The organism is Brevibacillus sp. SAFN-007a (assembly GCF_051967035.1).
In the GTDB taxonomy this organism is placed as follows: Bacteria; Bacillota; Bacilli; order Brevibacillales; family Brevibacillaceae; genus Brevibacillus.
Genome location: NZ_JBQCKK010000001.1, coordinates 370836 through 397755, shown reverse-complemented (window position 1 = coordinate 397755; position 26920 = coordinate 370836). Strand labels below are relative to the sequence as shown.

General features: G+C 56.7%; 24 protein-coding genes, 1 pseudogene, 1 riboswitch and 1 other annotated feature. Of the genes and pseudogenes, 12 read left to right on the top strand and 13 right to left on the bottom strand.

Annotated elements, in window-relative coordinates; genetic code table 11:
- A complete protein-coding gene (locus ACTHO6_RS01980; RefSeq protein ID WP_440238773.1) occupies window positions 1-804 on the top strand; it encodes an ABC transporter ATP-binding protein in 804 nt (267 codons plus the stop codon).
- Window positions 785-1591, top strand: a complete 807-nt coding sequence (locus ACTHO6_RS01975; protein WP_440238771.1) for an ABC transporter permease — start codon at window positions 785-787, stop codon at window positions 1589-1591. Before ACTHO6_RS01980 ends, ACTHO6_RS01975 begins: the two co-directional genes overlap by 20 nt.
- Before the next feature lie 89 nt (window positions 1592-1680).
- Here the strand turns inward: ACTHO6_RS01975 and ACTHO6_RS01970 are convergent.
- The 3 genes and pseudogenes from ACTHO6_RS01970 to ACTHO6_RS01960 form a co-directional block, all read right to left on the bottom strand.
- Window positions 1681-2069: pseudogene (locus ACTHO6_RS01970) on the bottom strand (VOC family protein).
- Window positions 2070-2238: 169 nt separating this feature from the next.
- Window positions 2239-3201, bottom strand: coding sequence for a tetratricopeptide repeat protein (locus ACTHO6_RS01965; protein WP_440238769.1), 963 nt, complete (start codon window positions 3199-3201; stop codon window positions 2239-2241).
- A 98-nt stretch (window positions 3202-3299) separates the two neighbouring features.
- Entirely contained in the window at window positions 3300-3674 is a 375-nt protein-coding gene (locus ACTHO6_RS01960; RefSeq protein WP_440238767.1) for an ATPase, read from the bottom strand.
- Window positions 3675-3848: 174 nt separating this feature from the next.
- Between ACTHO6_RS01960 and ACTHO6_RS01955 the strand changes: the two genes are divergently transcribed.
- Both ACTHO6_RS01955 and ACTHO6_RS01950 read left to right on the top strand, forming a co-directional pair.
- Complete coding sequence (locus ACTHO6_RS01955) at window positions 3849-4286, top strand: DUF2621 domain-containing protein (protein WP_440238765.1); 438 nt, start codon at window positions 3849-3851, stop codon at window positions 4284-4286.
- Window positions 4287-4455: 169 nt separating this feature from the next.
- On the top strand, window positions 4456-4701 hold the full coding sequence (locus ACTHO6_RS01950) for a hypothetical protein (RefSeq protein ID WP_440238763.1): 246 nt from the start codon (window positions 4456-4458) through the stop codon (window positions 4699-4701).
- Between the two features lie 90 nt (window positions 4702-4791).
- Here the strand turns inward: ACTHO6_RS01950 and ACTHO6_RS01945 are convergent, their stop codons facing one another.
- Entirely contained in the window at window positions 4792-5400 is a 609-nt protein-coding gene (locus ACTHO6_RS01945) for a DUF502 domain-containing protein (protein WP_440238761.1), read from the bottom strand.
- Window positions 5401-5496: 96 nt separating this feature from the next.
- On the opposite strand from ACTHO6_RS01945, the gene ACTHO6_RS01940 reads away from it, so the two are divergent.
- On the top strand, window positions 5497-6342 hold the full coding sequence (locus tag ACTHO6_RS01940; RefSeq protein WP_440238759.1) for a sulfurtransferase: 846 nt from the start codon (window positions 5497-5499) through the stop codon (window positions 6340-6342).
- Window positions 6339-7148 (top strand): DUF817 domain-containing protein, encoded by an 810-nt coding sequence (locus ACTHO6_RS01935; protein WP_440238757.1) that lies wholly within the window; start codon window positions 6339-6341, stop codon window positions 7146-7148. Before ACTHO6_RS01940 ends, ACTHO6_RS01935 begins: the two co-directional genes overlap by 4 nt.
- A 53-nt stretch (window positions 7149-7201) precedes the next feature.
- Here ACTHO6_RS01935 and ACTHO6_RS01930 read toward each other — a convergent pair whose 3' ends face one another.
- From ACTHO6_RS01930 to ACTHO6_RS01920, 3 genes are all read right to left on the bottom strand, one after another.
- A complete protein-coding gene (locus ACTHO6_RS01930) occupies window positions 7202-9136 on the bottom strand; it encodes an AraC family transcriptional regulator (protein WP_440238755.1) in 1935 nt (644 codons plus the stop codon).
- A 144-nt stretch (window positions 9137-9280) separates the two neighbouring features.
- Window positions 9281-10432, bottom strand: coding sequence for an MFS transporter (locus tag ACTHO6_RS01925; RefSeq protein WP_440238753.1), 1152 nt, complete (start codon window positions 10430-10432; stop codon window positions 9281-9283).
- A 123-nt stretch (window positions 10433-10555) separates the two neighbouring features.
- A complete protein-coding gene (locus tag ACTHO6_RS01920; protein WP_440238751.1) occupies window positions 10556-12154 on the bottom strand; it encodes a peptide chain release factor 3 in 1599 nt (532 codons plus the stop codon).
- A gap of 191 nt (window positions 12155-12345) precedes the next feature.
- On the opposite strand from ACTHO6_RS01920, the gene ACTHO6_RS01915 reads away from it, so the two are divergent.
- The 3 genes from ACTHO6_RS01915 to ACTHO6_RS01905 all read left to right on the top strand — a co-directional run bounded on the left by ACTHO6_RS01915 (window position 12346) and on the right by ACTHO6_RS01905 (window position 15628).
- Complete coding sequence (locus tag ACTHO6_RS01915; protein WP_440238749.1) at window positions 12346-13866, top strand: carboxypeptidase M32; 1521 nt, start codon at window positions 12346-12348, stop codon at window positions 13864-13866.
- A gap of 82 nt (window positions 13867-13948) precedes the next feature.
- Entirely contained in the window at window positions 13949-14563 is a 615-nt protein-coding gene (locus tag ACTHO6_RS01910) for a mismatch-specific DNA-glycosylase (protein WP_440239402.1), read from the top strand.
- A gap of 78 nt (window positions 14564-14641) precedes the next feature.
- On the top strand, window positions 14642-15628 hold the full coding sequence (locus tag ACTHO6_RS01905; RefSeq protein ID WP_440238747.1) for a phosphotransferase: 987 nt from the start codon (window positions 14642-14644) through the stop codon (window positions 15626-15628).
- Window positions 15629-15706: 78 nt separating this feature from the next.
- Here ACTHO6_RS01905 and ACTHO6_RS01900 read toward each other — a convergent pair whose 3' ends face one another.
- A complete protein-coding gene (locus ACTHO6_RS01900) occupies window positions 15707-17572 on the bottom strand; it encodes a bifunctional homocysteine S-methyltransferase/methylenetetrahydrofolate reductase (RefSeq protein ID WP_440238745.1) in 1866 nt (621 codons plus the stop codon).
- 43 nt (window positions 17573-17615) lie between these two features.
- The gene (gene metH, locus ACTHO6_RS01895) at window positions 17616-21062 is read right to left on the bottom strand and encodes a methionine synthase (RefSeq protein ID WP_440238743.1); all 3447 of its coding nucleotides are present in this window, start codon (window positions 21060-21062) and stop codon (window positions 17616-17618) included.
- Between the two features lie 118 nt (window positions 21063-21180).
- Window positions 21181-21281: riboswitch (SAM riboswitch) on the bottom strand.
- 203 nt (window positions 21282-21484) lie between these two features.
- On the opposite strand from metH, the gene ACTHO6_RS01890 reads away from it, so the two are divergent.
- On the top strand, window positions 21485-21592 hold the full coding sequence (locus tag ACTHO6_RS01890; RefSeq protein WP_440238741.1) for a YjcZ family sporulation protein: 108 nt from the start codon (window positions 21485-21487) through the stop codon (window positions 21590-21592).
- A gap of 18 nt (window positions 21593-21610) precedes the next feature.
- On the opposite strand, the gene ACTHO6_RS01885 is transcribed toward ACTHO6_RS01890, so the two are convergent.
- Complete coding sequence (locus tag ACTHO6_RS01885) at window positions 21611-21769, bottom strand: hypothetical protein (protein ID WP_440238739.1); 159 nt, start codon at window positions 21767-21769, stop codon at window positions 21611-21613.
- A 79-nt stretch (window positions 21770-21848) separates the two neighbouring features.
- On the opposite strand from ACTHO6_RS01885, the gene ACTHO6_RS01880 reads away from it, so the two are divergent.
- Both ACTHO6_RS01880 and argS read left to right on the top strand, forming a co-directional pair.
- A complete protein-coding gene (locus tag ACTHO6_RS01880; RefSeq protein WP_440239400.1) occupies window positions 21849-22343 on the top strand; it encodes a hypothetical protein in 495 nt (164 codons plus the stop codon).
- Window positions 22344-22386: 43 nt separating this feature from the next.
- Window positions 22387-22642: a binding site (T-box leader), on the top strand.
- A gap of 75 nt (window positions 22643-22717) precedes the next feature.
- Entirely contained in the window at window positions 22718-24433 is a 1716-nt protein-coding gene (gene argS / locus ACTHO6_RS01875; RefSeq protein WP_440238737.1) for an arginine--tRNA ligase, read from the top strand.
- Window positions 24434-24519: 86 nt separating this feature from the next.
- Here argS and ACTHO6_RS01870 read toward each other — a convergent pair whose 3' ends face one another.
- The 3 genes from ACTHO6_RS01870 to ACTHO6_RS01860 form a co-directional block, all read right to left on the bottom strand.
- The gene (locus ACTHO6_RS01870; RefSeq protein ID WP_440238735.1) at window positions 24520-24921 is read right to left on the bottom strand and encodes a hypothetical protein; all 402 of its coding nucleotides are present in this window, start codon (window positions 24919-24921) and stop codon (window positions 24520-24522) included.
- Window positions 24922-24972: 51 nt separating this feature from the next.
- Window positions 24973-25815 carry a deoxyribonuclease IV gene (locus tag ACTHO6_RS01865; protein WP_440238733.1) on the bottom strand — a complete coding sequence of 281 codons (843 nt, stop codon included), beginning with the start codon at window positions 25813-25815 and terminating at the stop codon, window positions 24973-24975.
- A 154-nt stretch (window positions 25816-25969) separates the two neighbouring features.
- The gene (locus tag ACTHO6_RS01860; RefSeq protein ID WP_440238731.1) at window positions 25970-26839 is read right to left on the bottom strand and encodes a universal stress protein; all 870 of its coding nucleotides are present in this window, start codon (window positions 26837-26839) and stop codon (window positions 25970-25972) included.
- Window positions 26840-26920 lie beyond the last annotated feature (81 nt).

Below are 26920 nucleotides of genomic sequence, written 5' to 3'. Positions count from 1 at the left end.
ATGAACCAGATTCCTTCTACGCCGGCCAAGATTGAACTTTCCCACGTGACCCACCTCTATTTATCCACAACCCGGGCGTTCATGGCGGTCCAGGACATCAACCTGCGCGTGGAGGAAGGCGAGTTCATCTGTATGGTTGGCCCTAGCGGTTGTGGCAAAACGACACTGCTCTCTCTCATCGCGGGACTGGAGACGCCCACTGCCGGCCGCGTACGGATCGACGGAAAACCTGTCCGCGGAACGTCCCCGCAGGTTGGCTACATGCTCCAGCAGGACTATTTGTTCAACTGGCGCTCCATTGAAGACAACGTGTTTCTCGGTCTCGACATCCAGGGAATCCGCTCCAGGGAGACGGAGCAGTACGCCTTGCACCTGCTCGATGAAATGGAGCTTGCCGACGTGCGCAAAGCGTCTCCCCAGCAGCTGTCCGGCGGCATGAGACAACGGGTCGCCCTCGTCCGCACCCTTGCCTGTCAACCGGATGTGCTGCTGCTCGATGAACCGTTTTCCGCGCTGGACTATCAGACGAAGCTGAAGCTGGAGGACCTGATCTTTTCCACCTTGCGCAAGCATAAAAAAACCGCCATTCTGGTCACGCACGACCTCTCCGAATCGATTGCCATGGGCGACCGCATCTACATCTTTTCGCGCAATCCGGGGCGAGTCAGCCGCGAACTGGCTGTCCCTGCCGCCATTCGCGACTCCCTGCCTTTCGACGCCCGCAATCAGGATGGCTTCCAAGACCTGTTCCATCGCGTCTGGAAAGAGATGGAGGTGGTATCCGATGCAGCCAAAGGACATTGACGCCATCCACCGCAACTACTTGAAGCGGGAAGCAACGGTCCGCTACTGGGTGTTTTCCACGCAATGCCTGTTGTTTCTCGTCTTTCTCGGCCTGTGGGAGCTACTGGCCCGCACGAACACGATCAATGCGCTCATCTTCAGCTACCCTTCCAAAATCGGCGCACAGTTTTGGTCCCAGCTATTGGATGGCAGCCTGCTTCCTCACGTAGGGATGACGGTGTGGGAAACGGTCATCGGCTTTCTGTTGGGCACGCTGCTCGGCGCGGTCATCGCCACGGTCATCTGGTGGTCCCCGTTTCTCTCGCGGGTGCTGGAGCCGTATCTCGTGATCGCCAACAGCATGCCAAAAGTCGCGCTCGGCCCGGTCTTCATCGTCGGCTTCGGCCCGGGACTCCTATCTGTCATCGCCATGGGCTGCGCGATCTCGATCATCATCACCACGATCAACGTCTACTCCGGCTTTCGCGAGGTCAACCAAAACTACATCAAGGTCGTCCAGACGCTCGGCGGCAACAAGCGGCAAATTTTCCGCCTCGTCATTCTCCCTGCGACGATTCCGACCTTGCTTGCCACGTTGAAGGTAAATGTCGGCCTTTCCTGGGTGGGCGTCATCGTCGGCGAGTTTCTCGTTTCCCAGCAAGGATTGGGCTATCTGATTATTTACGGGTTCCAGGTGTTTAATTTTACCCTGGTCATGATGAGCCTCGCCATCATCGCGGTCATCGCCACCTTGATGTATCAAGGCGTCGCCTTTTTGGAGCGGCGGCTCACCAGCCAGTTTAAATAGATGGAGTACGAAACAGCGCGATCATCGTCCGGGGATGGTCGCGCTGTTTCGCTGTTGGCGTGTCTTGCCGGGGCGCTTTCGTCCCTCGCTTACTCCGGCGCTACGATCTCCACCTTGATCCGATCCGGGTCTTCGCAAAACAGCGCGTAATGCTCCCTGCCGCCCGCGTGTGGATAGCGGTCCTCGTAGAGCATCGACACGCCTCGCCGCCACAACTCCTGGCGAATCGCCTCCACCTGCTCCCGGCTGCGCGCTTGAAAAGCCAGATGGTTCAATCCAACGCGACAGCGGTGATACGGCCCATCAAGAAACCTCTCCTCTGCCTGCACGAACACAGATACGTGTTGCCGTGCTTCCAACTGATCCCGCTCGCCCATTGCTGGTAGCGCTCATAACCAAGCTGTTCCTCCAAGAGCCACCCCCAAAATTCCGTTGATCGCTTCAAATCCGCTACATACAGCTCCAGATGGTGCAGCATGCTTCGTCCTCCTTTTTACTGGCGATCTTCTGGCTCGGCGGCCCCGTTCGCTCGCGGCTTTTGCGCCAAGCGCGCGTGACTGTTGCCTGCGTTCGCCGCACAGGTTGTCGCAACCGCATAGAAAAACGCCCGACAGCCATACGTCGGGCGCTAGGTTTTGTGGATGGCGCTACTTCCAAAACTTCCACCAGCTCTTTTTCGTCGCCTGATCGCCAGGCTGGCTGTCCGCTTGCACTTTTTGCTGTGCCGCCGCCTCCACTTCCAGCGCACCGGGCACCCGGGCGAGGAAATGGTCGACCATCGGCTTGTAGTTGTCCGGCAAATGCTCCTGCATGGTGCGCAGAATGGCAATCGCCTTTTCCTTTTGGTCGGTAGCCAGCAAGGCATTGGCGTAGTTGAATCCGGCATACGGATACGGAAACTCCGGCGTCCAATACTTCTCGCAAAGCTGGATCAGCTGATACACATAGCCTGCCTGCCCCAGCTCGCCCGTTACCGTCATGACCACTTCGAAGCGATCCTTGGCTCCCTCAATGGCAGCCGTGTACCATTTCATCGCATGCAACAGATCGTTCTCGGTCAGAGCCAGACGGGCCAAATGAAGCTGTGGCCGCCAGGCTCCTTCCTTGACAGAGAGCGCTTCCAGACGGGAGCGAAGTTCTTCGCGCTTGCCGCTCTGCAAAAAGCTCTCGACATACATGTTCAGACCGTTTTCCTGATTCGGGTCTTTGTGCAGGCCCGTATTCAAGATTTCGAAGGCTTTTTCCTCTTCTCCCTCATACGCGTAAATCTTGGCCAGATTCGTGCAGGCCGCCCCGGATGAAGGGAAGCGCTCCAGGCAATCGGTCAGGATCGTCTTCGCCCGCTCGAATTCTCTCGCCTGCATGTGAACAACGGCGCGGAAAATGAGGGCGGACTCAATCGGTCCGTACAGCTCAAGCAGCCTGTCCGCCGCAACAGCGGCCTGCTCGTGAAATTGCTCCTTCACCAACTCCATCGCAAAGTCGCGAAGCTTTTCTTTTTGGTCCCAATACAGCTCCAGATTGTGTGGAATCACTTTTTTCTGGTAGTCCTCCCGGGACATCTCGATAGTTTGACCAAATTCATTGGTAAACGTCACAAATTCCGACATGAAACAGCCTCGCTTTCATTCCTTCACCATAGTATCCAGGGACAAGCCCTGTCCTGCAAAGAAAAGCGAATTTCCCCCTAAAGGGAAACCGCCGATCGTTATATCCAGGCTTTCAGATTGACTTTACGGATAAATTCTTCCATGGATTCCTTCGCTGGTTCGTCATGTGCCTCTTCTTGTTCCGACATGCCCATCAGCTGTCTGAAGAGAGCCTCGTTGCGCGTCGCCAGGGCGAAATCCAGCAACGCTTCCCGCGAGACACGCTCCGCTTCCTCCTCCAGCAGTTTTTCTTCCAAGGCGATGTCGTCTTCTACCACTGGAATTTGCTTATCTATTTTGGGTATGCGAATGACCCATGCAAACGCACTGTCCGGGTTGCGGTCGCGTGCGATCAAATACCCGTATTCGCCGATCGGCAAGCCTTGCTCGAAAGTGTCGGCAACAATGACGACGCGTTGTCCAAGCTTGAACATGAGCGTCCACTCCCCATTAAGATTAATTCTAATCATACTAAATTGTATGTGTACTTGGGAAGAGCAAAGCGCAGGATGGGCACAAGCACAAAAAGTTTGTTGCCCGCCGAAAAATAAGGTACACTTGATCTGGACAGGCATTTTTTACGGATTACGGTTACGAGGTGTACGCACATGAGTGAAATGTCTACAGGTTTTTCCCTGTTTATTATCGCATGGACGTTTGTGCTTGTTGGTTTGATGGGAATCGGCGGCTACTTCATGTTTCGCAAATTCCTCAAGTCCATGCCGAAACAGGACGGGAAGTCCGATCTCGACTGGCAGGACTACTACATCGAACAGACGCGGTCGCTGTGGACAGAAGAAGGTCTGACATTGCTTAACGAGTTGGTCGAGCCTGTACCGCAGCTGTTTCGCGATGTGGCCAGGCGCTCGATCGCAGCGAAAATCGGGCAGATTGCCCTGGAAGAGAAAGCGACCTCCATTACAACCGAACTGATTGTCAAAGGATACATCGTCGCGACTCCCAAGCGCGACCACAAATGGCTCATCGCCCACCTGCAATCCAAGCAAATTGACTATACCCCTTACGAAAAGTATTTGAACGCCTAACGGATGCGGACCTGTACCGTTCGTCCAAAGGTCGGCCCTCCCCCGCGTGAAACTTCTTGGCGGTTAATCCGTAACCATCCTTATACGGATCGTCGGCCTGCGCAGAGCAATTTGCTGTACGGAAGGCTTTTTCCGCGACAAGCGGGCCGGACAAAAGGAGACGATGCAGATGTCAGTCATCCTGACCATTTTAGGAATCGGGTTCGTGCTGTTTCTTGTCGCGGTCGTCATTGTCGTGGCACTCTTGAAAAAAGGCGCACGATTTTTTGGGAAAATGACCGGGCGCGGCTACCGCAAATACAGCAGCAGCGGCTATCGCCATCGCGGCCCGCTGTGGAAGCTCGGTCACAAATCGTATGGCCATCACTTTTATCGTCGCAAACATTCCAGCCGCAGCGGTTTTTTCAGCAGCTAAGGCACCCGACAACAGCAGGGCAGCTTCACGGCCAAACGGTCGGAAGCTGCCCTGTGCACGTTCCGTGGAAAACGATACGCCAAAGCTGCCTCATGCCTGGCAGCTTTGTTCGTTTTCGGCTTTGGTGGCCGCTTTTTTGCCCGATACCCCGCCCGAGATGAGAAACGCCATCACCTCGGCGCTGTCCATGTCGAGCGGCTGCACCTGCTCGCTTGGAAACAGCAGCAGGTTGCCCGCAAAATTGTACGATTGCGGGAGATAAACGGCAACATGGTCGGCCAGCCCGTATGTATCCATGCTTTCTTTTGTCACGAAGCCGATGACTTTGGCTCCCGAGTCCTTGGACAACCTGACCAGAACTGGCTTGTCAAAGCTTTTTTTGTCCCCCACAAACGCCCCGGTCAAATCCTTGATCGCCGTATAGATCAGCTTGATGAACGGCACTTTTTCAAAAACGCTGTCCACAACGGCCAATAAGCCGCGCGTCAGCACGTTGGAGGCCAAAAACCCGACAATCGTAATGCCCACGATCGTAATCAGTACCCCCACGCCGGGAAAAGGGAGAGGGAACCGCTTGCTGACCAGATTGTAAAACCAGCTGTCCACCGTTGTAAAAAAGGTGTATAAAATGAAAATCGTCACGGCCAAGGGAATGACGTACAGCAAGCCTTCGAAAAAGTATCGGACTACACGCTTCATCCTGTTACTCCTCTCTACCGCCACATTTACAAATATTGTACTCGATCTAATCGCCATCTGCTATGATGAAGAAAACATCAGAAAGCAGGGGGAACGATGCAAGCACTTGTCACACCACAATGGCTCCGCGATCATCTGCACGACGAGCGGATCGTCATCGCCGATTGCCGCTTTGCGCTGTCCGCTTCCGAACAGGGGGCGCAGGAATACGCAGCCGATCATATTCCGGGAGCCCTCTATTTCCATCTGAATCGCGATTTGTCCGGTCAAAAGGGCGCGCATGGCGGACGCCATCCGCTTCCCGATCCCGCCGCTCTCGCCGCGCTGTTTTCCCGCTCGGGCATTGACGAGCACACGACAGTGATCGCCTACGATGACCAGGAAATGGCGATGGCTGGACGTCTCTGGTGGCTGCTGCGCTACCTCGGTCACGACCGCGTCGCCGTACTCGATGGCGGATACGCCGCCTGGAAAAAGGCCGGCTACGAGGTGACGGCCGACGTGCCGACACCGCAGGCGCGCACGTTTGTCCCGCGCCCTCGCCCGGAGATGCTGGCGAGCATCGAAGACGTGCAGAAGCGCAAGCCCGAGACGGTGCTGCTCGATTCGCGAGCAGGCGAGCGCTATCGCGGCGAGCTGGAGCCGCTCGATCCGAAGGCCGGACACATCCCTGGCGCCCGCCATTTCTTTTACAAGGACAACCTGGCTGCGGACATGACCATGCTGCCGCCGGAACAGCTCCAGGCTCGCATCGCCGACTTTGCGGACCGGGAGATCATCGTCTATTGCGGCTCAGGGGTCACGGCCTGCACCAACCTCCTCGCCTTGCACCAGGCAGGACGGACTGACGCCAAGCTGTACGCAGGAAGCTGGAGCGACTGGAGCTCCTACGATTTGCCTGTCGCCAAAGGCCCCACTCCTGCCGACGACATCGAAGAATGATCCGCTTCATTCGCCTCCTGCTGCACTTCGCGTATCAGGAGGCCCTGTCTTGTCTGTTTCCCGTCTTCATCTTCGCTTCGCTTGCGGTATCCAAATTCGTCGCCATCCCTGGTCTGCCCCGATACGACCTGTTGCTGCTGCTCTGCCTGGCTTTTCAGGTGTGGATGGTGAAAAGCGGGCTGGAGTCGCGGGACGAACTGAAGGTCATCACGGTCTTTCACCTGATCGGCCTGTGTCTGGAAATCTACAAGGTGCAGATGGGCTCCTGGAGCTATCCGGAGGACGGATACAGCAAGGTGTTCGGGGTTCCGCTTTACAGCGGCTTCATGTACGCAAGTGTCGCAAGCTATTTGTGCCAGGCGTGGCGTCGCCTGGACGTCAGCCTGACCAACTGGCCGAAGCCGATCTGGGTAACCTCGCTCGGTGCGGCGATCTACCTCAATTTTTTCACCCATCACTTCATCTGGGATCTGCGCTGGGTATTGATGGCACTCATGTTCCTCGTGTTCTGGCGATCGAAAGTATACTTTCGCGTCACCCACGAGCGCTTTTCCATGCCGCTTCCGCTCGGCTACTTTTTGATCGGCTTTTTCATCTGGATCGCGGAAAATATCGCCACCTTTTTCGGCGCCTGGGCCTATCCGAACCAGCGCTCCGGCTGGGAGCTGGTGCATCTGAGCAAAATCAGCTCGTGGTTTTTGCTCGTCATCGTGAGCTTCATCATCGTGGCGGAGCTCAAGCATGTGAAAGCGCGACGAGCAGGCGCCACGTCCATGGAAACAAAGAGACCGCCTGACAGCGTATAAAAAACCAAACCGCCGTCCGCCTGCTGCGAACGGTGGTTTGGTTTTCGTTTGGCTTATTTCAGTACGTTTTGAAGTACGTCCTCGATCATCTGGCGGTTGGCGATCACGCCCGTGTACAGCCAGCTTGATTCTGTCGTAAAGTCGTAGACATGTCCGTTTTTCACCGCAGGGATGTTCGCCCAGACCGGCTCCTTCAAAAACTCGTCCTTGGACACGCCTTTGCTGTTGACGATAAACAGGTAGTCGGCGTCAAGCTGGGCCAGTTTTTCCAGAGACACGGCGTTCCAGTTGGCCTCGCCCGACTTGGAAATTTCCTGGACGACGCTCGGCACTTTAAACCCGAGGTCTTTGTACAGCACATCTCCGCTGGACAAGTCCTGACGCGCCATGTAGATGCCTTTCGCTGTCACCCAGAGCGCAGCCGCCGATTTTTCCCCGATTCCCTGCTTCAGCTTTTCTTTGCTCTCGGCCGCGTACGCATCGTAATCGGCCAGTACCTTTTTCGCTTCCTCGCTCTTGTTCAATACCTCGCCCACGATCAGAAGCTCTTTGCGCCAGTCGCTGTTCTTTTCTTTGCCAATCGTATACGTCGGCGAAATTTTGGCGTACTGGCTGTATTTGTCTCCCGCTACCAGGTCTGCATTGTCCATGATAATCAAGTCGGGATTGTAGCTCATCACGACTTCAGGCGGCAGGTCGTACGGAATCGCCGGAACTCCCGCCAGTTCTTTTTGCAGATACCCCTGCACGTCGCCTTTGCCGACCGACCACTGGGCGACCGGCTTCACGCCCAGCGCCACCAGATGGTCTTCCAGGTAAGAAGCGATGATCCGCTGTGGATGCGCAGGTACCGTCACTTTGTTGCCCAACCCGTCTGTCAATTCGCGCTGGGCCGCTCCGGCCTGCTCTTGTACGCTCCCCCCGGCTTGCGGTGTCGGACTTGCCGTGCCAGAGCACGCGCTCACGAGCAGTGCGAGACTGACCATGAAGAGAGTTGCCATGTGGCGCGTTGATTTTTTGTTCATGCGAACGATCCCCCCAAAGCTTCGTTGATAACGATTATCGTTAACACTATAGCTTTCCCGCTTCTCGTCCACAATAGACAATCCGGACTTTCCATATAGACGATCCGGAACGGCAGGGGCCGTCCGAGCCTGCCTGGAAAAGGCGCTCGGCGTCATCCCGGTATGCTTTTTGAACAACCGACTGAAATAGAGCACGTCCGGATACCCGACAGCAGCCGCTACTTCCTGCATGGTCGCGTCTGTTTGGGCAAGCAGCTCCTTCGCCTTTTCCATTCGCAGCGAGATCACGTAGTCGATCGGGCTGTGGCCTGTTTCTTCCTTGACCAGACGGGTCAGGTAGCGGGCACTGTAGCAAAACTGCTCGGCGAGGCTCTCCAAAGAAACCCGCGTCGTGTAATGCTCGTCCAGGTAACGGACGACCTGCTTGGCAAGCGGCTGCCGGGCTTGCGACAAGTCCTGCCGGCTCAACTGCTGCAAGACTTCGTGGACGAATTGCAAAAACGTCCCTTTGACGCGCAGCCGCTCGTTTGCGTCCCATTCGCGGGACATGGCCGCCACCAGCTGGAACAATACCGTCGGCTCGTGCGGAACAAAGCCGTACGGCAGCTGAAACAGATCGGAACGGTCTATCAATAGGTGACGCTTGCCCTGCTGAGGCAGCATCCCCTTTGCTTTGTACAAAATGAGATAAAACACAATCCCCTCTTCAGACGGCTGCAAATCCAGCACCGCCCCTTTGCCGCCGTGGAGCAGCAGGAAGCGGTCTGCCGCATATTCGCGTCCGTCCAGCCACACTCGCGCCTGTCCTTTGCAAGCGTAAAAATAGCTGGAGGTCGGCAGGCGGTAGCTGCTCCACGTCTCTTGCGCCTGCAAGGCAAACTGGCGTATGTCGATGACGTGAACGGCGGCATTCGTCCACAGCGCAACCAGATCCTTGATCTTTTTGTTATCCTGTTCCCTCACCCAAATGACACCTGCCTATTCGCATCCGTAGCCGTTTGCTTCTCATTGAGAATAATTTTCAAAAAACACATCGGTATTATAAGGGAATTTGCTCCCCCGATCAACCCACGGATCCTGCCAGCGGCGCGGTGCGAAACAGCTCTCTCAGCGCGTCACCCCGCTCAGCAACAACCGATGCAGCCCGCCAATCAAACACACTCCTGCCGTGACGAAGAAGGCAATAAAGTACGAATGATGCCAATTCCCCAACAAGCCCGCGATGACCGGGCTCAGCACTGCTCCGACGGACAGCACCGCCGAGTAGATGCTGAACACGCTGCCGTACAGCTCGCGCGGCGAATGTACCGTCAAGATCGTGGCAAACGTCGGAAACAGCATGCCGAAGCAGGCGCCGAACAAAAACATCATGACCTGAATCGGGATCGCCACCCCGAGCGCCAGCATGTACAGAAGCGCGCTGAGCACCCCGAGTCCGGCGAAGCCGCGCGTCTCCGCCGGGACTTTGTGCAGCCAGAACTGGCAGAGAATCGCCAGCGCCCCCAAACCTTTCAAGCTGAACAATATGCCGGTCACGGCTGGCGACATTCCTTGCTTTTGCACGAGCAGCGGCACCTCGTAAATGATCGTCCCTTGCGCGTACATAATCGCAAACCCGCCCAAAAAAGCCGGGTACAGCAGACGATTTTCCAGAATCATCAGCAGGCGCTGCCGCCCTTCCGCCTGGGGCAACGGCTTGGCAGGAACGCCGCCGCCAGCCACTTTGGCCGGAAGCACGAGCCAGGAAAACACGCCAGCAACGATCATGATGTAACCGAGAATGACAAACGATTGGCCGTAGCCGAACTGAACGGCAAAAAAGCTGCCGACCGCAGGCGACACAATCCCCGCTGTCGTAAGCACCAGTCCTTTTTTGCCCATGATTTCGCCTTGTTCAAGCGCTGTTCTGCCCGTCTCGCCCAGCATGGCCGAGCAAGCGGGAGAGACGAAAGCCATGACAAAGCCAAGCAACAGCCGAAAAGCAAAAAAACCGCCCGTATGCGTCACGACGCCCTGACCAATCAGCATAAACCCGGCCAGAATCAAGCCTCCGGCGATAAACCACTTTTTCGGAAACCGATCAAGAAAAGGACCCGCGAACAGATTTCCGGTCAGATTGCTGACCGCATAGCCGCCCAGCACAAAGCCGATCATGGCGGCCGACACACCCAACATATTCAAGTACGGCGCCAATAGCGGCGTCTGTGCGTGCATGTCGAAGGCAACGAGAAACAACACGACCAACAACAGAACCCTCACGACATTCCCTTCCTCTCATCCCGCCCGTCTTTGTCCCAGTATATGAGGGGAGTCGTCCAAGTAGGATCGGAAAAGAAAAACAGGACCCCGCCGCTTGCGCGAGATCCTGCTCTTTTGTGTCGGTTACGCTTGTGTCGCCTTCAAGCCGAGCGAGCTTTCGTGGAACTTGATCGACGAATACTTTTCCATGGCGACCCGCAGCTGATACTCGCTTTCAAACAGCATCACCGGGCGTCCATAACGGTCGGTAACCGTCTTGTTTTTCACGGCGTCGAGCGCCGCCTTGTCGCCTTCCAGCCAACGGGCGATCTGGTACGGCATTCTCGTCAGCACGATCTCGACTCCGTACTCGGCCTTGAGACGGTATTCCAGCACCTCGAACTGCAGGACGCCGACTACGCCGAGAATCAGTTCTTCCATCGGATAGGTGCGGAACAACTGTACCGTCCCTTCCTCTGTCAGCTGCATGATGCCTTTCTGGAACTGCTTGTGCTTCATCGCGTCTTTCACCATCACCTTGGAGAAAAACTCCGGCGAGAAGTGCGGCATTTCCTCGTACTCGAACGATTGGCCGACGCAAAGCGTATCGCCGATCTGGAAAATGCCCGGGTCGAACAAGCCGATGACGTCGCCAGCAAACGACTCCTCGACGATTTCACGATCCTGCGCCATGAACTGCACAGGCTGAGCCAGCTTGATGTCTTTGCCGAGACGCACGTGCTTCACGGACATGCCCCGCTCGAACTTGCCGGAGCAGATGCGCAAAAAGGCGATGCGGTCGCGGTGCGCCGGATTCATGTTGGCCTGGATTTTGAAAATGAAGCCGGAAAACGGATTCGTGTACGGATCGATCAGGCCGATATTGCTCTTTTTCGCCGAAGGGGCTGGCGCCATTTGCAAAAAGTTGTCCAGGAAGGTCTGCACCCCGAAGTTGTTGATCGCACTGCCGAAAAATACGGGTGTCAGCTGTCCTTTGGCGATCAGTTCGGGATCGAATTCGTCCCCGGCGACGTCGAGCAGGGAGATTTCATCCTGCAACTGCTGCCACAGCTCCTGACCGACGCGCTCGCCGATCAGCGGGTCCTCTGCTCCCTCGACCGGGAAAAACGAAATTTCTTCGTGCTGCGTGTTGTTCTGGTACAGCTCGACGCGGGATTTCATCCGGTCGTAGACCCCGCTGAAGGAGCTGCCCATGCCAATCGGCCAGTTCATCGGGTACGAGCGGATGCCCAGCACGCGCTCGATCTCTTCCAAGAGCTCAAACGGGTCCTTCCCGTGGCGGTCGAGCTTGTTGACGAACGTAAAAATCGGGATGCCCCGCATCCGACAGACTTTGAACAGCTTGATCGTCTGCGCCTCCACCCCTTTGGCCACGTCGATAATCATGACAGCGGCATCGGCGGCGGTCAGGGTGCGGTATGTGTCTTCGCTGAAGTCCTGGTGACCGGGAGTGTCCAAAATATTGATATGGTGCCCTTTGTATTCAAAGTCCATCGCACTGGACGTCACGGAGATTCCGCGCTTTTTCTCGATCTCCATCCAGTCGGAGGTGGCGTGCTTGGAGTTTTTCCGCCCTTTGACCATCCCTGCCTCGCGAATGGCTCCGCCGTAGTAGAGCAGCTTTTCCGTCATCGTTGTTTTGCCCGCATCCGGGTGGGAGATAATGGCAAAGGTACGGCGTTTTGCTATCTCATGTTCCCATTGGGGGTTGGTTTGACTCATTTTCATTCTCCTGTCATCGCAAATAAGATGCCTGATTGTTTTCCTCTACGATTATACCGACAAATGTGCCCTGCATCCACCTAGTAATTTTTCTGCAAGCCGTTATAATAGTATGTAGTAAAATTTTTTTGAATGCATGTCATACATATTCATTACCTAGCTATGCACATCAAGCAAATAGGAGGAACTTCATGACGACGAATCTCGAGACACGCGCGGCCGATTTTCGGGCCTATGTGAAAAAAATGACCAGCTACAACCAGGCGCTCGCCGTCCTGCATTGGGACAAGGCGACACAAGCTCCCCGCAAAGGAATGGATGCCCGCTCCGAAATCATCGGCGTGCTGGCTGGCGAACAGTTCAAGCTGGCGACGTCCGCGGAAATGGAAGCGTTTCTCGCCGAGCTGAGCGAGCCGTCCGCGCTGGAAGCGCTCGATGACATCACCCGCCACACCGTACTCGAATGCAAAAAAGAGTTCGACCGCAACAAAAAAATTCCGGCAGCCCAGTACCAGGAGTTTGTCGTGTTGACTTCCCAGGCGGAAACGGTGTGGGAAGAAGCCAGGGCCAACAACGACTTTGCCATGTTCCAGCCGTACCTGGAGAAAATCGTCAACTTCCAGCTGGCGTTCATCGATTATTGGGGACACGACGGCAAGAACAAGTACAACACCTTGCTCGACCTGTACGAGCCGGGCATGACCGTCGATCAGCTCGATCCGATCTTCGCCACCTTGCGGGAAAAAACCGTCAAGCTGGTCCAGGCGATCGCCGACTCCCCGCACAAGCCGGACACCTCGTTCTTGCGCAAAAACTTCCCTGTTGCCGAGCAGGAAGCGTTCAGCCGCTACGTTCTGGAGAAAATCGGCTACGACTTCAAGGCGGGCCGGATGGACAGAAGCGTGCATCCGTTCTGCACGACCTTCAATCCGGGCGATGTCCGCATCACAACGCGCTACGATGAAAACGATTTCAACTCCGCCTTGTTCAGCTGCATTCACGAGGCGGGCCACGCCATGTACGAGCAAAACATCAACCCGGAGCTGCTGTTTACCCCGCTGTGCGAGGGCACCTCGATGGGCATTCACGAGTCGCAGTCCCGCTTCTGGGAAAACATGATCGGGCGCAGCCTGCCGTTCTGGAAGCACTTTTTCGGTGATCTGCAAAAAGCGTTCCCGACGCAGTTCGCAGGCGTGACGGCGGAAGACCTGTACCGCGCTGTCAACTCGGTGACCCCGTCGTTCATCCGCACCGAGGCCGATGAACTGACGTACAACCTGCACGTCATGATTCGCTACGAGATCGAAAAAGGACTCATCAACCAGACGATCCAGGTGGCCGATCTGCCGCAGCTCTGGAACGAAAAGATGAAGGAATACCTGGGTGTCGAGCCGCCAACCGACACGCTGGGCGTCCTCCAGGATGTGCACTGGTCCGGCGGCAGCTTCGGCTACTTCCCTACTTATTCGCTCGGTAACGTGTACGCCGCCCAGTTTGCTCATGCGATGAAAAACGAGATCGCAGGCTTCGAGGAACTCGTGGCGCACGGAGATTTCGCGCCCATCCGCGCTTGGCTCAAAGAAAACATTCATCAGCACGGCAAAATGAAAAGCCCGCTCGAACTGGTGCAAGCGATCACCGGGGAGGGCACCAACGCCACGTACCTGATGGATTATCTGGAGAAAAAATATACCGACATCTACAAACTGTAACAGGTTGTACCTACAGCGTTCCCGATCCGGGAGCGCTTTTTTCATGACCGCTACTCGTGCGTGCTTCGGCAAGCATTCTTGGATGTGCTACAATGGGGAAAAAACGGAGGGAATCGCCTTGGCCGACTTTACAAAACGATGGCTGCCGACCTACATCCGCCGCAATCTGGCGGTTTTGTTTTGCGGCATCAATCCCGGCCGCGTCTCGGCAACGGCCGGCTTCCACTACGCGAACCCGGCGAATTTGTTTTGGCGCGGCCTGTTCGAAGGCGGGCTTACTCCCCGGCAGTTGCGCCCGGAGGAAACCGCCCTGCTTTTGGAATACGACTACGGCATCACCGATCTCGTCTCGCGCCCTACCCGCTCGTCGCAAGACCTCACCCGCGACGACTTCGCGACAGGGGCCGAGCAGTTCGTGCAGATGATCCAGACCTATCGCCCGCGCGTCATCTGCTTTAACGGGATCACCGCCTTTCGCCATGCCACGGGCCAAAAGAAAGCGGCTGTCTCGCTCGGCTTGCAGCCGGAAAAAGCTTTCGGCACCACGGACTGGGCGGGCAGTTATTTGTTCGTGATCCCGTCCACCAGTGGCGCCAATGCGTCCTACACGCGCGCGGAGAAAATCGCCAGATTCGCCGAGCTTAGCGCCTTTTTGCGGGAAAAGAACTGGCATCCGCTGCCTGTGCCGCGCGACTGAGCCGGTTTGTGTCAACTCCGCGCTCCCTCGGGCGTACGATAATCGTACGTTCTTACACGCAAGGGAGGCGCAAACCGGATGAACGACCTCATCCGCAAGATCGAGCAAAAATACGCCCTGACCGTATCGCACCACGAAAAGCTTCGCGAAACGCCCAAATCGCTCGTTGTTTTTTTCGATACCTCTATAGGCAAATTCATCGGCAAAATCTCATATTTGCCGAAAGAGCGCCAGCATTTCATCCTGAATGCCGAAGCGTATTTGCGCAAAAAGGGCATCCTCATCCCCGGTATTCAGCGGACGAAAAGCAGCAAGCGTTCGATCGTCTGGAAAGGCAATCTGTTCGTCCTCCATCAGTGGCTGTCCTGGCCGAAAATCGCCTACAACTCGCCCGCCAGACTGGAGCAGGTCGGCGCTGTGCTGGGGCGGTTTCACAAAAGCTCGCTCGGCTTTACCTCCAAGCACGGCGAGCTGTACAACGGCGCCCCCACATGGTCGGAGGAATACAAAACAGACCTGGCCGCCCTGGAAAAGTGGGAACAACGGCACAAAGACAAACAGAAGCCGCGCTTCTCCACAATCGTCGAGTACCTCCCCTATTTTCGCCAGGCCGGAGAGACGGCACGGGAGCAGTTGAAGTCGTCCGCCTATTTCGCCAAGTGGAAAAAAACGCCACTTGACAGGCACTTTCTCTGCCACGGCGATTTCAACAACGGCAATTTGCTCGCACGCAACAAACGGATCGCGATTATCGACTGGGAAGATGTCCGCTACGACTTTCCTTCCAAAGACATCAGCCGCGTGCTTTCGCTTGCCATGCGCAAGAAGGGGGACTGGAACGAGCAGTTGTTTGTCTCCCTGCTGCGCGGCTATTTGCAAGAAAATCCGCTGTCTACCGAGCAGCTGCACCTGCTGTTTGTCGATCTCGCCTTTCCGCACATGCTGGAACGCTTTTTGCGCATGAAGCAGTACGAGCAGATGGATGCGGCGGCCATTCACCAATTTTGCACACGCGAAGCATTGAAGACCGCGTACATGCTCGACCAACTAAAAGCCCTCGCGTAAACGACCAGGGCTTTGCCTGTGTCTGAAGCGAGGGCCTGTTGGCCAGAGGGTGAAAAAGCGGGTGGCAGCGGGAGCCTTCTAGGGCTGGGCCGTTTTGAGCAGAGCGCTCTGCTGGCGCACGTAGGCAATCAGTTCCGCAGCCATCTCGTAGTAGTTGAAGGGCGTAATCAGGTAGATGCCGTTGAAATAGCGGACGGCCGCATCAATCAGCTCTTTTGCGATGGCGATTCCTTCCTGTCTGGCTGCCGGACCCTGCACCTTTTTCATCCGCTCCAGCGCCTCTTGCGAAAGCTTGATGCCCGGAACTTCGTTGTGCAGAAACTCCGCATTGCGGGAGCTGGTCAACGGCATGATTCCGATAAAGACCGGAACCCCGATGTGCTTGGTCGCCTCGTGTACCAGCCGAATCGATTCGACGTCGTATACTGGCTGGGTCATGATATAATCGGCCCCTGCCTCGACTTTCTTTTCCAGCCGGGCAACGGCTGCCGCCATGTTGCGGACGTTCGGGTTGAAGGCTGCGCCAACGATAAACTGGGCCTTTTGTTTCAATGGACGTCCCGAGAAGGAAACGCCTTCGTTCAACTGCTTCACCATGCGGATCAGGTCGAAGGACGTGACATCGAACACCGAGCTGGCCCCTGGCAGATCGCCGAAGCGCGACGGGTCGCCGGTAATCACGAGAATCTGGTCGATACCGAGAGCGTGCAGTCCCATGAGATGGGACTGCTGCCCGATCAGATTGCGGTCGCGGCAGGCAATGTGCAGCAGCGGATCGATCCCGTGCTTGTTTTTCATCAGCGCCCCGAGAGCCATGTTGCTCATCCGCACCGTCGCAAGCGAGTTGTCTGCCAGCGTAATCGCATCCGCCCCTGCCTTGTGCAGCTCGCAGCAGCCGTCCAAAAACTGCTCGGCGTCGAGATCGCGCGGCGGGTCAAATTCGACGATGATCGTGGTGCCTGTTTTTACCCGTTCCACAATGCTTGGCTTTTCCCGCTCACGGGTGCTGACCACGGAAATGTGCGGGCGCTCTCTCGCAGCAACCGGCGGATTCACGCGGGCTTTCGGCTGTTGCGAGGCGAGCGCGTCTGCCATCGCCTTCACGTGCGCAGGAGTGGTTCCGCAACAGCCGCCAATCAGGCGAACCCCTTGGTCGCGCAAGCGCAAGGCGCTTTCGGCAAAATAGTCGGGAGACGACTTGAAGGCGTACTCCCCATCCGTCATTCCCAGCCGTCCGGCGTTGGGAAACGCCGACAGCAGCGAATCGTCCGGGAAGATCGTACTTTCAAACGAGCGCAAAATTTCAGCCGGTCCCACCCGACAGTTCAGCCCGATGATATCGGCTCCTGCTTTTTTCAGTTGGGGAAACGCATCCGTCAGCGAGTAGCCGTCGCGCGTCCGCCCTACCTCCAGCGTGGCCAGCTGGGCGATGACCGGCACATCGGTCAACGGACGGATGACTTCGACGGCGAGCAAAAGCTCCTCCAGATCAAGGAACGTCTCCAAAATCAGCGCGTCTACCCCGGCGTGCAGGAGGGCAATCGCCTGTTCCTCGTATTGGTCCCGATACTCATCCAGTACCTTTTTCTTGACTCGCCCGGCCAAAATCGAGCCAATGCTGCCTGCTACATACGCATCATCCTGGGCCGCCTCGCGGGCAATGGCCACGGCAAGGCGGTTGATCCGCGCTACCTTGTGCTCCAGGCCGTAGCGGCTGAGCGCGTCCCGGTTCGCCGAAAACGTATTCGTTTCCAAGAGACGCGCCCCTGCCTGATAGTACGACGCATGGACCTCATGCACCACGCGCGGGTTGGATATACACAATTCTTCAAAACTGACACCAACCGGGGCACCCAGCGCATGCAGCTGGGTTGCCATGGCTCCGTCTCCGACCAGCAGGTGATCTTGCAAATACGCGCGTAAGTCTTTCTTGCTCGTCGTCAACTCAATCCCTTCTCTCCTAATTTTCATATCGACGATTGATCGTCTATCCTTCAAACACCGACGGACCCGCGTTAAAGTAACGCGCTTCCGGGTGGGCAAAAACCATCGCGGATACAGAAGCTTCCGGTTCCATCATGAAGCCTTCTGTCAACTGAATGCCGATATCCTCCGGCCGCAGCAGACGGAACAGCTGCGCCTGATCCTCCAGGTTCGGGCAAGCCGGATAGCCGAACGATACGCGAATGCCCTGGTAACGGGCGCCGAAGCGCTCCAGCATGGTCATCTCTGCCGGATCCGGAATTCCCCAGACGTCGCGCATCATGTGGTGAATCCGCTCGGCGAACGCCTCCGCCAGCTCCAGAGCCAGCGCTTGCAGGACGTGCGAGCGCAAGTAGTCGCCGCGCTCCTTCAGTTCGGTCGAACGCTCGCGGATGCCGCCTCCTGCCGTCACAGTCAAAAAGCCGACGTAATCCATTTCCTTGCTCTCTACCGGACGCAAGAAGTCAGACAGACACAGATACGGCTCTTCCGGCTGGCGCGGGAACGAAAACCGCTCCAGCACCTTGCTGTGATCGCTTGGATCGTAGACGAGAATGTCGTTACCGTCTGCTTGCGCAGGAAAAAACTGGTAGATTCCATGCGCGCGAATCGTTCCGTGCTGCTTCGCCTCCTGCAAGAGAGCTTCGACGATGCCGTACAGCTCCAGCACTTTTTCGTCGCCCGCTTCGAGCAGCTTTTCCACATTGCCGCGCACGCCGAGATGCTTGCCGAGCAGCATGCGCAAGTTCAGGTACGGCTGCAAGTGGCTGATCGGGTACTGACGCAGCACATGGCGGTCGCAATCCGGCGGCAGGTGGATCGGAACCGTTCTGCTGATAGCCGAACGCGCCGGGAGCGGCGCTTTTTTCTCCTGCACGACAGGCTGTGCGGCCGCAGCCGCTTCGACCAGATTCTGCTGTTCTGCGATCAGCCGCTCCCGCTCCTGCGGGTTTTGCAGGCGGTTGACGAGGTCGAGGCCGTCCATCGCGTCTTTGGCGTACAGCACAACCCCGCGGTATTCGGGCGCGATTCGGTTGGAGGTGAACTTGCGGGTCAACGCCGCTCCCCCGACCATCATCGGTACGTCAATGCCCGCGGCACGCAAGTCCTGGGCGGTAATGACCATCTGCTGGGCCGATTTTACCAGCAGCCCTGACAGGCCGATCGCATCCGGCTTCTCTTTGCGGCAGGCGTCAATCAGTTGCTCAGGCGGCACCTTGATGCCCAGGTTCACAACGTGGTAGCCGTTGTTGGCCAAAATGATCTCCACCAGATTTTTGCCGATATCGTGCACGTCGCCCTTGACGGTCGCCAGCAAAATTTTGCCTTTGGACGCGGAATCTTTTTTTTCCATGAACGGCTCCAAAAACGAAACGGCGGCTTTCATGACTTCCGCGCTTTGCAGCACTTCCGCAACGATGAGCTGGTTGCCGTTGAACAGCCGGCCGACCTCTTCCATCCCGGCCATTAGCGGACCGTTAATGATTTCCAGCGGCGTGTACGTTTCCAGTGCCAGCTTCAAATCGTCGACCAGTCCGTCCTTTGAGCCTTCCACCACATAGCGGGCCAGTCGCTCTTCCAGCGTCAGCGTGGAAGCTTCCACGCGCACTTCCTTTTTCTTCTGGCGGTAAAACTCCGTAAAGGCCGCCAGTGTTTCGTCGTTGGTTTCAAACAGCAGCGCTTCCGCCAGCTTTCGCTCCTCCTCCGGAATGGAAGCGTAGCGCTCCAGCTTCTCCGTATTGACGATGGCAAAATCAAGTCCGGCGAGTGTCGTATGGTACAGGAAGACCGCGTTCAGCACTTCCCGTCCCGCCGGGGGCAGACCGAAGGAAACGTTGCTGATGCCGAGAATCGTCTTGCACTGTGGCATCGCTTCTTTAATAAGGCGAATCCCCTCCACCGTCTCCCGCGCGGAGCCGATATATTGTTCATCCCCCGTCCCTACGGGAAAGACAAGCGGGTCAAAAATGATATCCTGCGGCGGAATGCCGTACTGGTTGACCAATATGTCGTACGAGCGCTTCGCGACCGCAAGCTTTTTCTCGCGGGTAATCGCCATCCCGGCCTCCTCGATCGTTCCGACGACGACGGCCGCTCCGAACTTGCGAATCAGCGGCGCCACTTCCTCAAATCTCTCCAGTCCGTCCTCCAGATTGATCGAGTTGAGAATCGCTTTTCCCTGGGAATAACGCAAGCCAAGCTCCATCACTTTCGCGTCCGTCGAGTCGATCATGAGCGGAGCCTTGACCTTTTTCACGACGAAGGGCAAAAACTTCTCCATGTCCGCATACTCGTCGCGATCCGGGTCGGCCAGGCAGGTGTCGATGACGTGCGCCCCGCGCTTCACCTGGGCGCGGGCGATGTCGGACGCTTCCTCGTACTGCCCCGCTGCAATCAGGTCGCGGAATTTTTTCGAGCCGATGACGTTTGTGCGCTCTCCGACCAGCAGTGGACGGTTGTCGTCCTCAACGTAGACCACCTCGATCCCGGAAACGGCACTGACGGCCTCGCGGACGGCCTGGCGCGGCTTGCAGTCTTTGAGCGCCTCCGCCATGGCTCTGATATGCTCCGGAGTCGTTCCGCAGCAGCCGCCTGCCACGTTCAGCCACCCCTGCTCGGCAAACGCGCGCATTTTCGCGGCAAGCCCTTGCGGCGTCTCGTGGTAATGCCCGTTCTCGTCCGGCAGCCCCGCGTTCGGATAGCAGCTCACCCCGCATTGCGCCAAGCCGGACAAGGTGCGCAAATGGTCGCGCATGAATTCCGGCCCTGTCGCACAGTTCAGGCCGATTGTCACGGGCTTCAGGTGCGCCAGCGAGACGTAGAACGCTTCGATGTTTTGTCCGGCCAGAGTCGTGCCCATCGGCTCGATCGTTCCGGAGAGCATCACCGGCAGTTCTACCTTCAGCTCTTCAAACGCCTGGCGAATGCCGATCCCGCCTGCCTTGACGTTCAGCGTATCCTGCGACGTCTCCAGCAGCAGGACATCGACGCCGCCGATAATCAGCCCTTTTGCCTGCCGGTAGTAAGCCTCGACCAACTCCTCGAACGTGACGCCGCCTGTCAGCGCGAGCGTTTTCGTCGTCGGTCCCATGGCCCCTGCCACGTAGCGCGGCCATTCCGCTGTGGAGTAGGCATCGACGGCTTCCTTCGCCAGACGGGCGGCGGCGATGTTCACTTCCAGGTCTTTGTCCGCCACGTCGTACTCGGCCAGCACGACCGAGGTTGCCCCGAACGTATTGGTCTCCACGATGTCCGCGCCCGCTTCCAAATATTTTTCATGGATGGAGCGAATCACATCGGGTCTGGTCAAATTCAGCAGCTCGTTGCATCCGTCGTAGGCCTCGCCGCCAAAATCATCGGCGGTCAGGTTCGCCTGCTGCAGCATGGTGCCCATCGCACCGTCCAGAATCAGAATTTTCCGGGAAAGCTGTTCGCGAAAAGTGGGTTTCATTGACGTGCTCCTTTTCTCCCTTGCGTCGGTTTATTCTCAGCCGTTTTTTTGCATCAAAAAATCCTCTTCCTGAGAAAGAAGAGGATTTGTCCGCGGATACACTTGCGCCTGAACCATCCTCTCATCTTTCAAAGCCGTAGCTTTGCTGGAATTGGCACCGGATTTTAACCGGTTGCCGAGGCTTCATCAGGCCAGTCCCTCTGCCTCTCTTGATAAGAGTTGTACCATGTTATTCCATTTTTGACTTTCAGGTTTGAAAGTATCTTAACACCGCGAAAAGTCTTCGTCAATTGAGAATTTGTCTATTCTTCGCGCTCTTCCCGCTCTTTCGCGCCCATTTTTGCTCTTACCGGGCATCCGCCCACGCCAATCTGTGCGTATGTGTATAGACTGTAGCATAACGGAAAGGAGGGGGAACAAACGTGAGTACATCGTACTGCGGAAATGGCATCTTTGGAGACAGCTTCGCACTGGTGCTCGTACTGTTTATCCTGCTGGTCATTATTGGGTGTTCGAACGACGACTGCTAAGTAAATGACAGGAAGAGGCTATCCCCCTCCCAGGCTGCTGCTTGAAGGGATAGCCTCTTTTTTCATGTCGCTTGCCGCCAGGAAGCCTGCCCGCTCACGCCGTCTTTGCCCAAACAGACAAGCTACAGCCATGTGACAGGCAAGCAGGTGGTGGCGTCTGCTCGTTGACTTGCTCATCGGACATGCCTTCATTGTCAGAAAGAAAGGCTTTTGCTATCATGAGGCTTACCCCAACCCATGAAAGGAACGATCAATGATGGACACTCTGTTCGCTCGCGAAAAGGACGAATTCCTGTCCTGTATCGAGACCGTGAAAGTACTGGAAACCTCCGAATTTGAAACCTACTCAATCGTCAAGCATACCGCAACAGGCGACCACTATTTGCGCTACTTTTTGTCCCACATCAACCTGTCGGAAGGGGGCCGCAGAGACGACTACGACCACTTCCTGCCGATTGACTCGGATGACGTCCTGGGACTGTTGTTCGGCGAGCAGCCGTACCGCTTCCCGGACAACTGGCGATCCCCCTACCTGCGCAGCGGCAACGACAATCGCCTGATTCCGTTTGATCCGTCCGAGAATTACGATCTGGAAGAGGAAGCGGCTGCCGAACTGGCGATGGTGGAGCAGCTGGAGCTTTACAAGCAGCAGTGGATGAACGCGGAAAATATGAGCGCGGAGGAAAAAGAAAAGCTGACCAAGCAATATTTCGCCGAACTCGACAAGATTTTGAAAAAAACCGAAGAGTAAGTTGCATCCGGGCAGCAAAAACGGCTATAATGCTAGATAAACAAGCGAATCGTTGATGAGGATAGTACTCCTGGAATGAGGCTGTAGCGAGTCGGGGATGGTGGAAGCCCGACGCCGACCCCTGTGAGGAAGCGCCCCTCGGAGATGCGGCCTGAACATCCAGCCAAGCGAGTCTGGATCGCGTAGGGTCTTGCCGGGTCTGCCCGTTACAGCAGCACAAAGCGGTTTTTGCCTGACACTCGCATGCAGGCAAAAACAACAAGAGTGGCACCGCGGGAGCAGAACCTCTCGTCTCTTTGATCCAGGAGACGTCGAGGTTTTTTTGTTGTCTTTTGCGGACCTGAGCTTTTTCCCATTTGGAAAGGAGAATCACAATGAGTTACAAGCATCAAGTGGCGGAAAAAATCGCCGCTGCCCTCACCGAACTGGGTGTGGACACCTTCCCGCAAGAAACCGTATACGGCATGCTGGAAACGCCGCCAAATCCCGCTATGGGAGATATCGCCTTCCCTTGCTTCCAGTTGGCCAAAGCGCTCCGCAAAGCGCCGCCGATGATCGCCACAGAGCTGGCCGAAAAAATCCAGGGAACGCCGCTGCGCTCTGCCCAAGCGGTCGGACCGTACGTCAACCTGTTTCTCGACCAGGAAAGCGTGGCCACCCAAGTGATCGGAACGATCCTTGAGCAAGGCGGCGCCTACGGCAGCAGCCAGGTCGGGCAGGGCCGCAACGTGCCGATCGACCTGTCTTCTCCCAACATCGCCAAGCCGTTCTCCATGGGCCATCTGCGCTCTACCGTGATCGGAAACGCGATTGCGAACATCATGGAAAAACGCGGCTACCAGCCTGTGCGCATCAACCACTTGGGCGACTGGGGCACACAGTTCGGCAAGCTGATCGTCGCGTACCGTCTGTGGGGAGACGAGGAAAAAGTAAAAGCCGATCCGATCAAGGAATTGCTCAACCTGTACGTGCGCTTCCACGAAGAAGCGGAAAACGACCCTAGCCTGGAAGACCAGGGCCGCGAGTGGTTCAAAAAGCTGGAAGACGGCGATGAGGAAGCCCAGCGTTTGTGGAAATGGTTCCGCGACGAATCGCTCAAGGAATTCATGAAAATCTACGAGCTGATGAACGTCTCCTTCGACTCCACGCATGGCGAAGCTTTCTACAACGACAAGATGGATCGCGTGGTCACCCTGCTGGAGGAAAAAGGTCTGCTGACAGAATCGGAAGGCGCGCTGGTCGTCAACCTCGACGAGTACAACATGCCGCCGTGCCTGATTAAAAAATCGGACGGGGCGACGCTGTATGCGACGCGCGATCTGGCTGCGGCCCTCTACCGCCACGAGACCTACGACTTCGCCAAAGCGCTCTACGTCGTTGGAAACGAGCAACGCCTTCACTTCCAGCAGCTTTACAAGGTACTGGAAAAAATGGGCTACGCCTGGGCGGCAGACATGCATCATATTCCATTCGGCATGATGCTCAAGGACGGCAAAAAAATGTCCACCCGTAAAGGAAAGGTCGTCCTGCTGGAGGAAGTTTTGGCGCAAGCGATTGCCGATGTGCAAAAAGTGATCGAGGAGAAAAACCCGACGCTTGCAAACAAAGAGGAAGTGGCCCGTCAGGTCGGGGTCGGCGCTGTCATTTTCCACGACCTGAAAAACTACCGCCTGAACGACATCAACTTCTCCTGGGAAGAAATGCTCACCTTCGAGGGCGAAACCGGACCGTACGTGCAATACACGCACGCCCGCGCCTGCTCGCTTTTGCGCAAGGGCAACTACCAGCCGCAAGCGGCAGCGAGCCTCGTTCCGGGTGCCTTGGACAGCAAGGAGGCATGGGCGGTCATCACCTTGCTGAACAGCTTCCCGGAAGTGATCGAGCGGGCCGCCGACCAGTTTGACCCGTCGCAAATCGGCAAGTACGTCATCGACCTCGCCCAATCGTTCAACAAGTTCTACGCCAACGTCCGAATCCTGGCGGAGGAAGAAGACGTGAAAGCCTCCCGCCTCCAGCTCGTGGCAGCAGTGGTGGTTGTGCTGAAGGAAGGGCTGCGCCTGCTCGGCCTGGCTGCGCCGGAGGAAATGTAGCACCCTCCTGCTCCGTTCATCCATCCGTGGTTGCTAGAACAAAAGCCGGCAGCTTCCTGTTCTCAGGAGGCTCCGGCTTTTTTGTCTTAGTCCTCGATCTTTTTTGGCGCTTTGCCGAACCAGGTCTTCGCCACCAGCTCCACCACTTGCTTCGGCAGCGACTGCGGCGGCTGCACTTCCTGCCCCGACGCATCGACGCTCCGGTACAACAGCGCGGTGTCGTCCGCGGGGTCCGACTTCGTTTGCAGCGTCCACTCACCGATTTGTCCGGCGTTTGTCCACTCCTCGATCATCAGCTGATACTCGCCTGGCGCCAGCTCGATGTAGTCGTCCTCTGTCACATCGACGATCGCGTAGCCGTCATGCTGGATGTCGGCATCGTATATCTTCCCGTTGGCTGCTTCGTAGAGAGCCAGTTCCTCCGGGTTGTTCAAATTCTCTTTCAGCGCAGCAAAATCGTGGATCGTTACTTTGATCCGCTTTGCCATAGGTACCCCTCCCTCGTTGACCACATCCTTTCACACTGTACCACAATCGGGTCAAGCCTGCCAATCGTTCGCCAGGCGACGGACGTGGCTGATTTCTTCGCGATGACCCCCGCTTGATCCCCGTGCTGTCTCCAGGACAAGCGGCAAGCCCTGCAACTGCGGCGTACGCAACAGCTCGGCAAAAGCCGCGTCCCCGATCCTCCCCGTTCCTATCCGCGCATGCCGATCGCGAAACGATCCGCTTGGATAGACCGAATCGTTCAAGTGCACGGCGGACAAATAGGGCAAATAGTCCAGTTCCTCCATCCGCTGCACGACCTCGCACCAGTTTTTTCCGTCCCACAGCCCGCTGGCAAACGCATGGCACGTATCGAAGCAAAACCCGACCTTCTGCGGCTCGGCCAAAAGCTGCCGCACCTGCACCAGCTCCTCCAGCGTCGTGCCCATCCGGTTGCCCTGTCCGGCGTTGTTTTCGATCAGCAGCTTGGCCTGTCCGTCCCAGCCGTCCAGGATGTGATTGACCCGTTGAATCATTCGCTTGTATCCGGCAAGGACATCTGTTCCTTTGTACTGTCCGAAATGGACAACCACGCCAAGCGCCCCGCACGCCTCGGCAATCTCCAAATCGTTGCGGACCGATCGCACAGTCGCCTCGCCAAGCTCGCCGTCCTCCACGCAGAGGTTGACCGGATAAGCTGTGTGGGCAATCGACAACAAGGCGTGTTCCTGGCAAAAAGCGCGACAAGCTGCCGCATCAGCCCGATCAAACGGTTTGACCCCCAGGCTGCGCGGGTTTTTCGGAAAAAACTGGTAAGAAGCAGCCCCTTCCTTGTGCGCGGTTTTCGCCGCCTCTGTATAGCCGTGGCGGATGCTGACGTGACACCCGATTTTCATGCGTTCCTCGCCCCTTCGCTCGCTTTCCCCCATTTTTCCCCTCGCCCTTCCTTCTCAATCGTCAGGCCGCCAAGCGAGTGTCAGACTCCGATCCGCGCGGCGCGTACAAAAAAGCTGCCCGGAGTACGGACAGCTTGTCTGTTCATGAATGAGCCTATGATTTGACGATCAAAAGCGGTGTTTTCGTACGGTGAATCATTTTGAAGGTCACGCTGCCAAGCAGCGTGCCTGCGATGCCGCCAAGCCCGTGGTGACCGAGCACGATCAGACCTGCCTGCTCCTCTTCGGCAGTCTGGCGAATCACTGTCGCCGGGTCCCCGATCACAACCTTGCTTTCGTACGGAATCTGCGCCGCCTCCAGCACTTCCTCGCAAGTGCGCACCGTTTCTTTGCCCCATTTGCCCAGCGTCGCTGTGTCTTCCCAACCTGCGCCATACACACCGGTATAAGCGACAGGAGGCGTCACCACGCTCAAGAGCAGGTAGGAAACCCCCGGAATGTCCTGGCTCAAGGCAATCGCTTTTCGCGCCGCGTTTTTCGCCTGCTCCGAGCCGTCCACGGCAATCAGCACTTTTTGCCAGGGGAAGCGGCTGGCATCGGTCTCCTCGGAAATGAGGAAGACAGGGAGCTGTGCATCGTGAATCGTCGGATAGCTGACGCTTTGCAGCAGGAATCCGGTGATCCGGCCGTATCCGTGCGTGCCCATGACAATCGCGGCATGCTCGCCTCTTGCCGCGTACTTGGCAATCACTTCATGCGGCTCTCCAAACTCGATTTCCAATTCGTAAGAGACTCCTGCCTCTTCGACAATCGTCAGAAACTTTTTCAAGTCTTCTCTCGCTTCATCCAATTGAAAATCTTGCACGCTCTTTTGGCCGAGCTTGCGGACGACATTGCGCGATGGAAACGGAGGAATGGCATGAAGCAGGATCAGTTCATGCTTATCTTTGGCGTACGCAAGAGCAAAGCGAACCGCCTGGATGGACTGTGCAGAGAAATCTACCGGTACGAGAATACGGGACATACGGACACGCCCTTTCCACTTTCATCGTCGCAAAAAGTCGAATTCCGCGACTTTTCGCCTCCTTTTATTGTAGACTTGCCA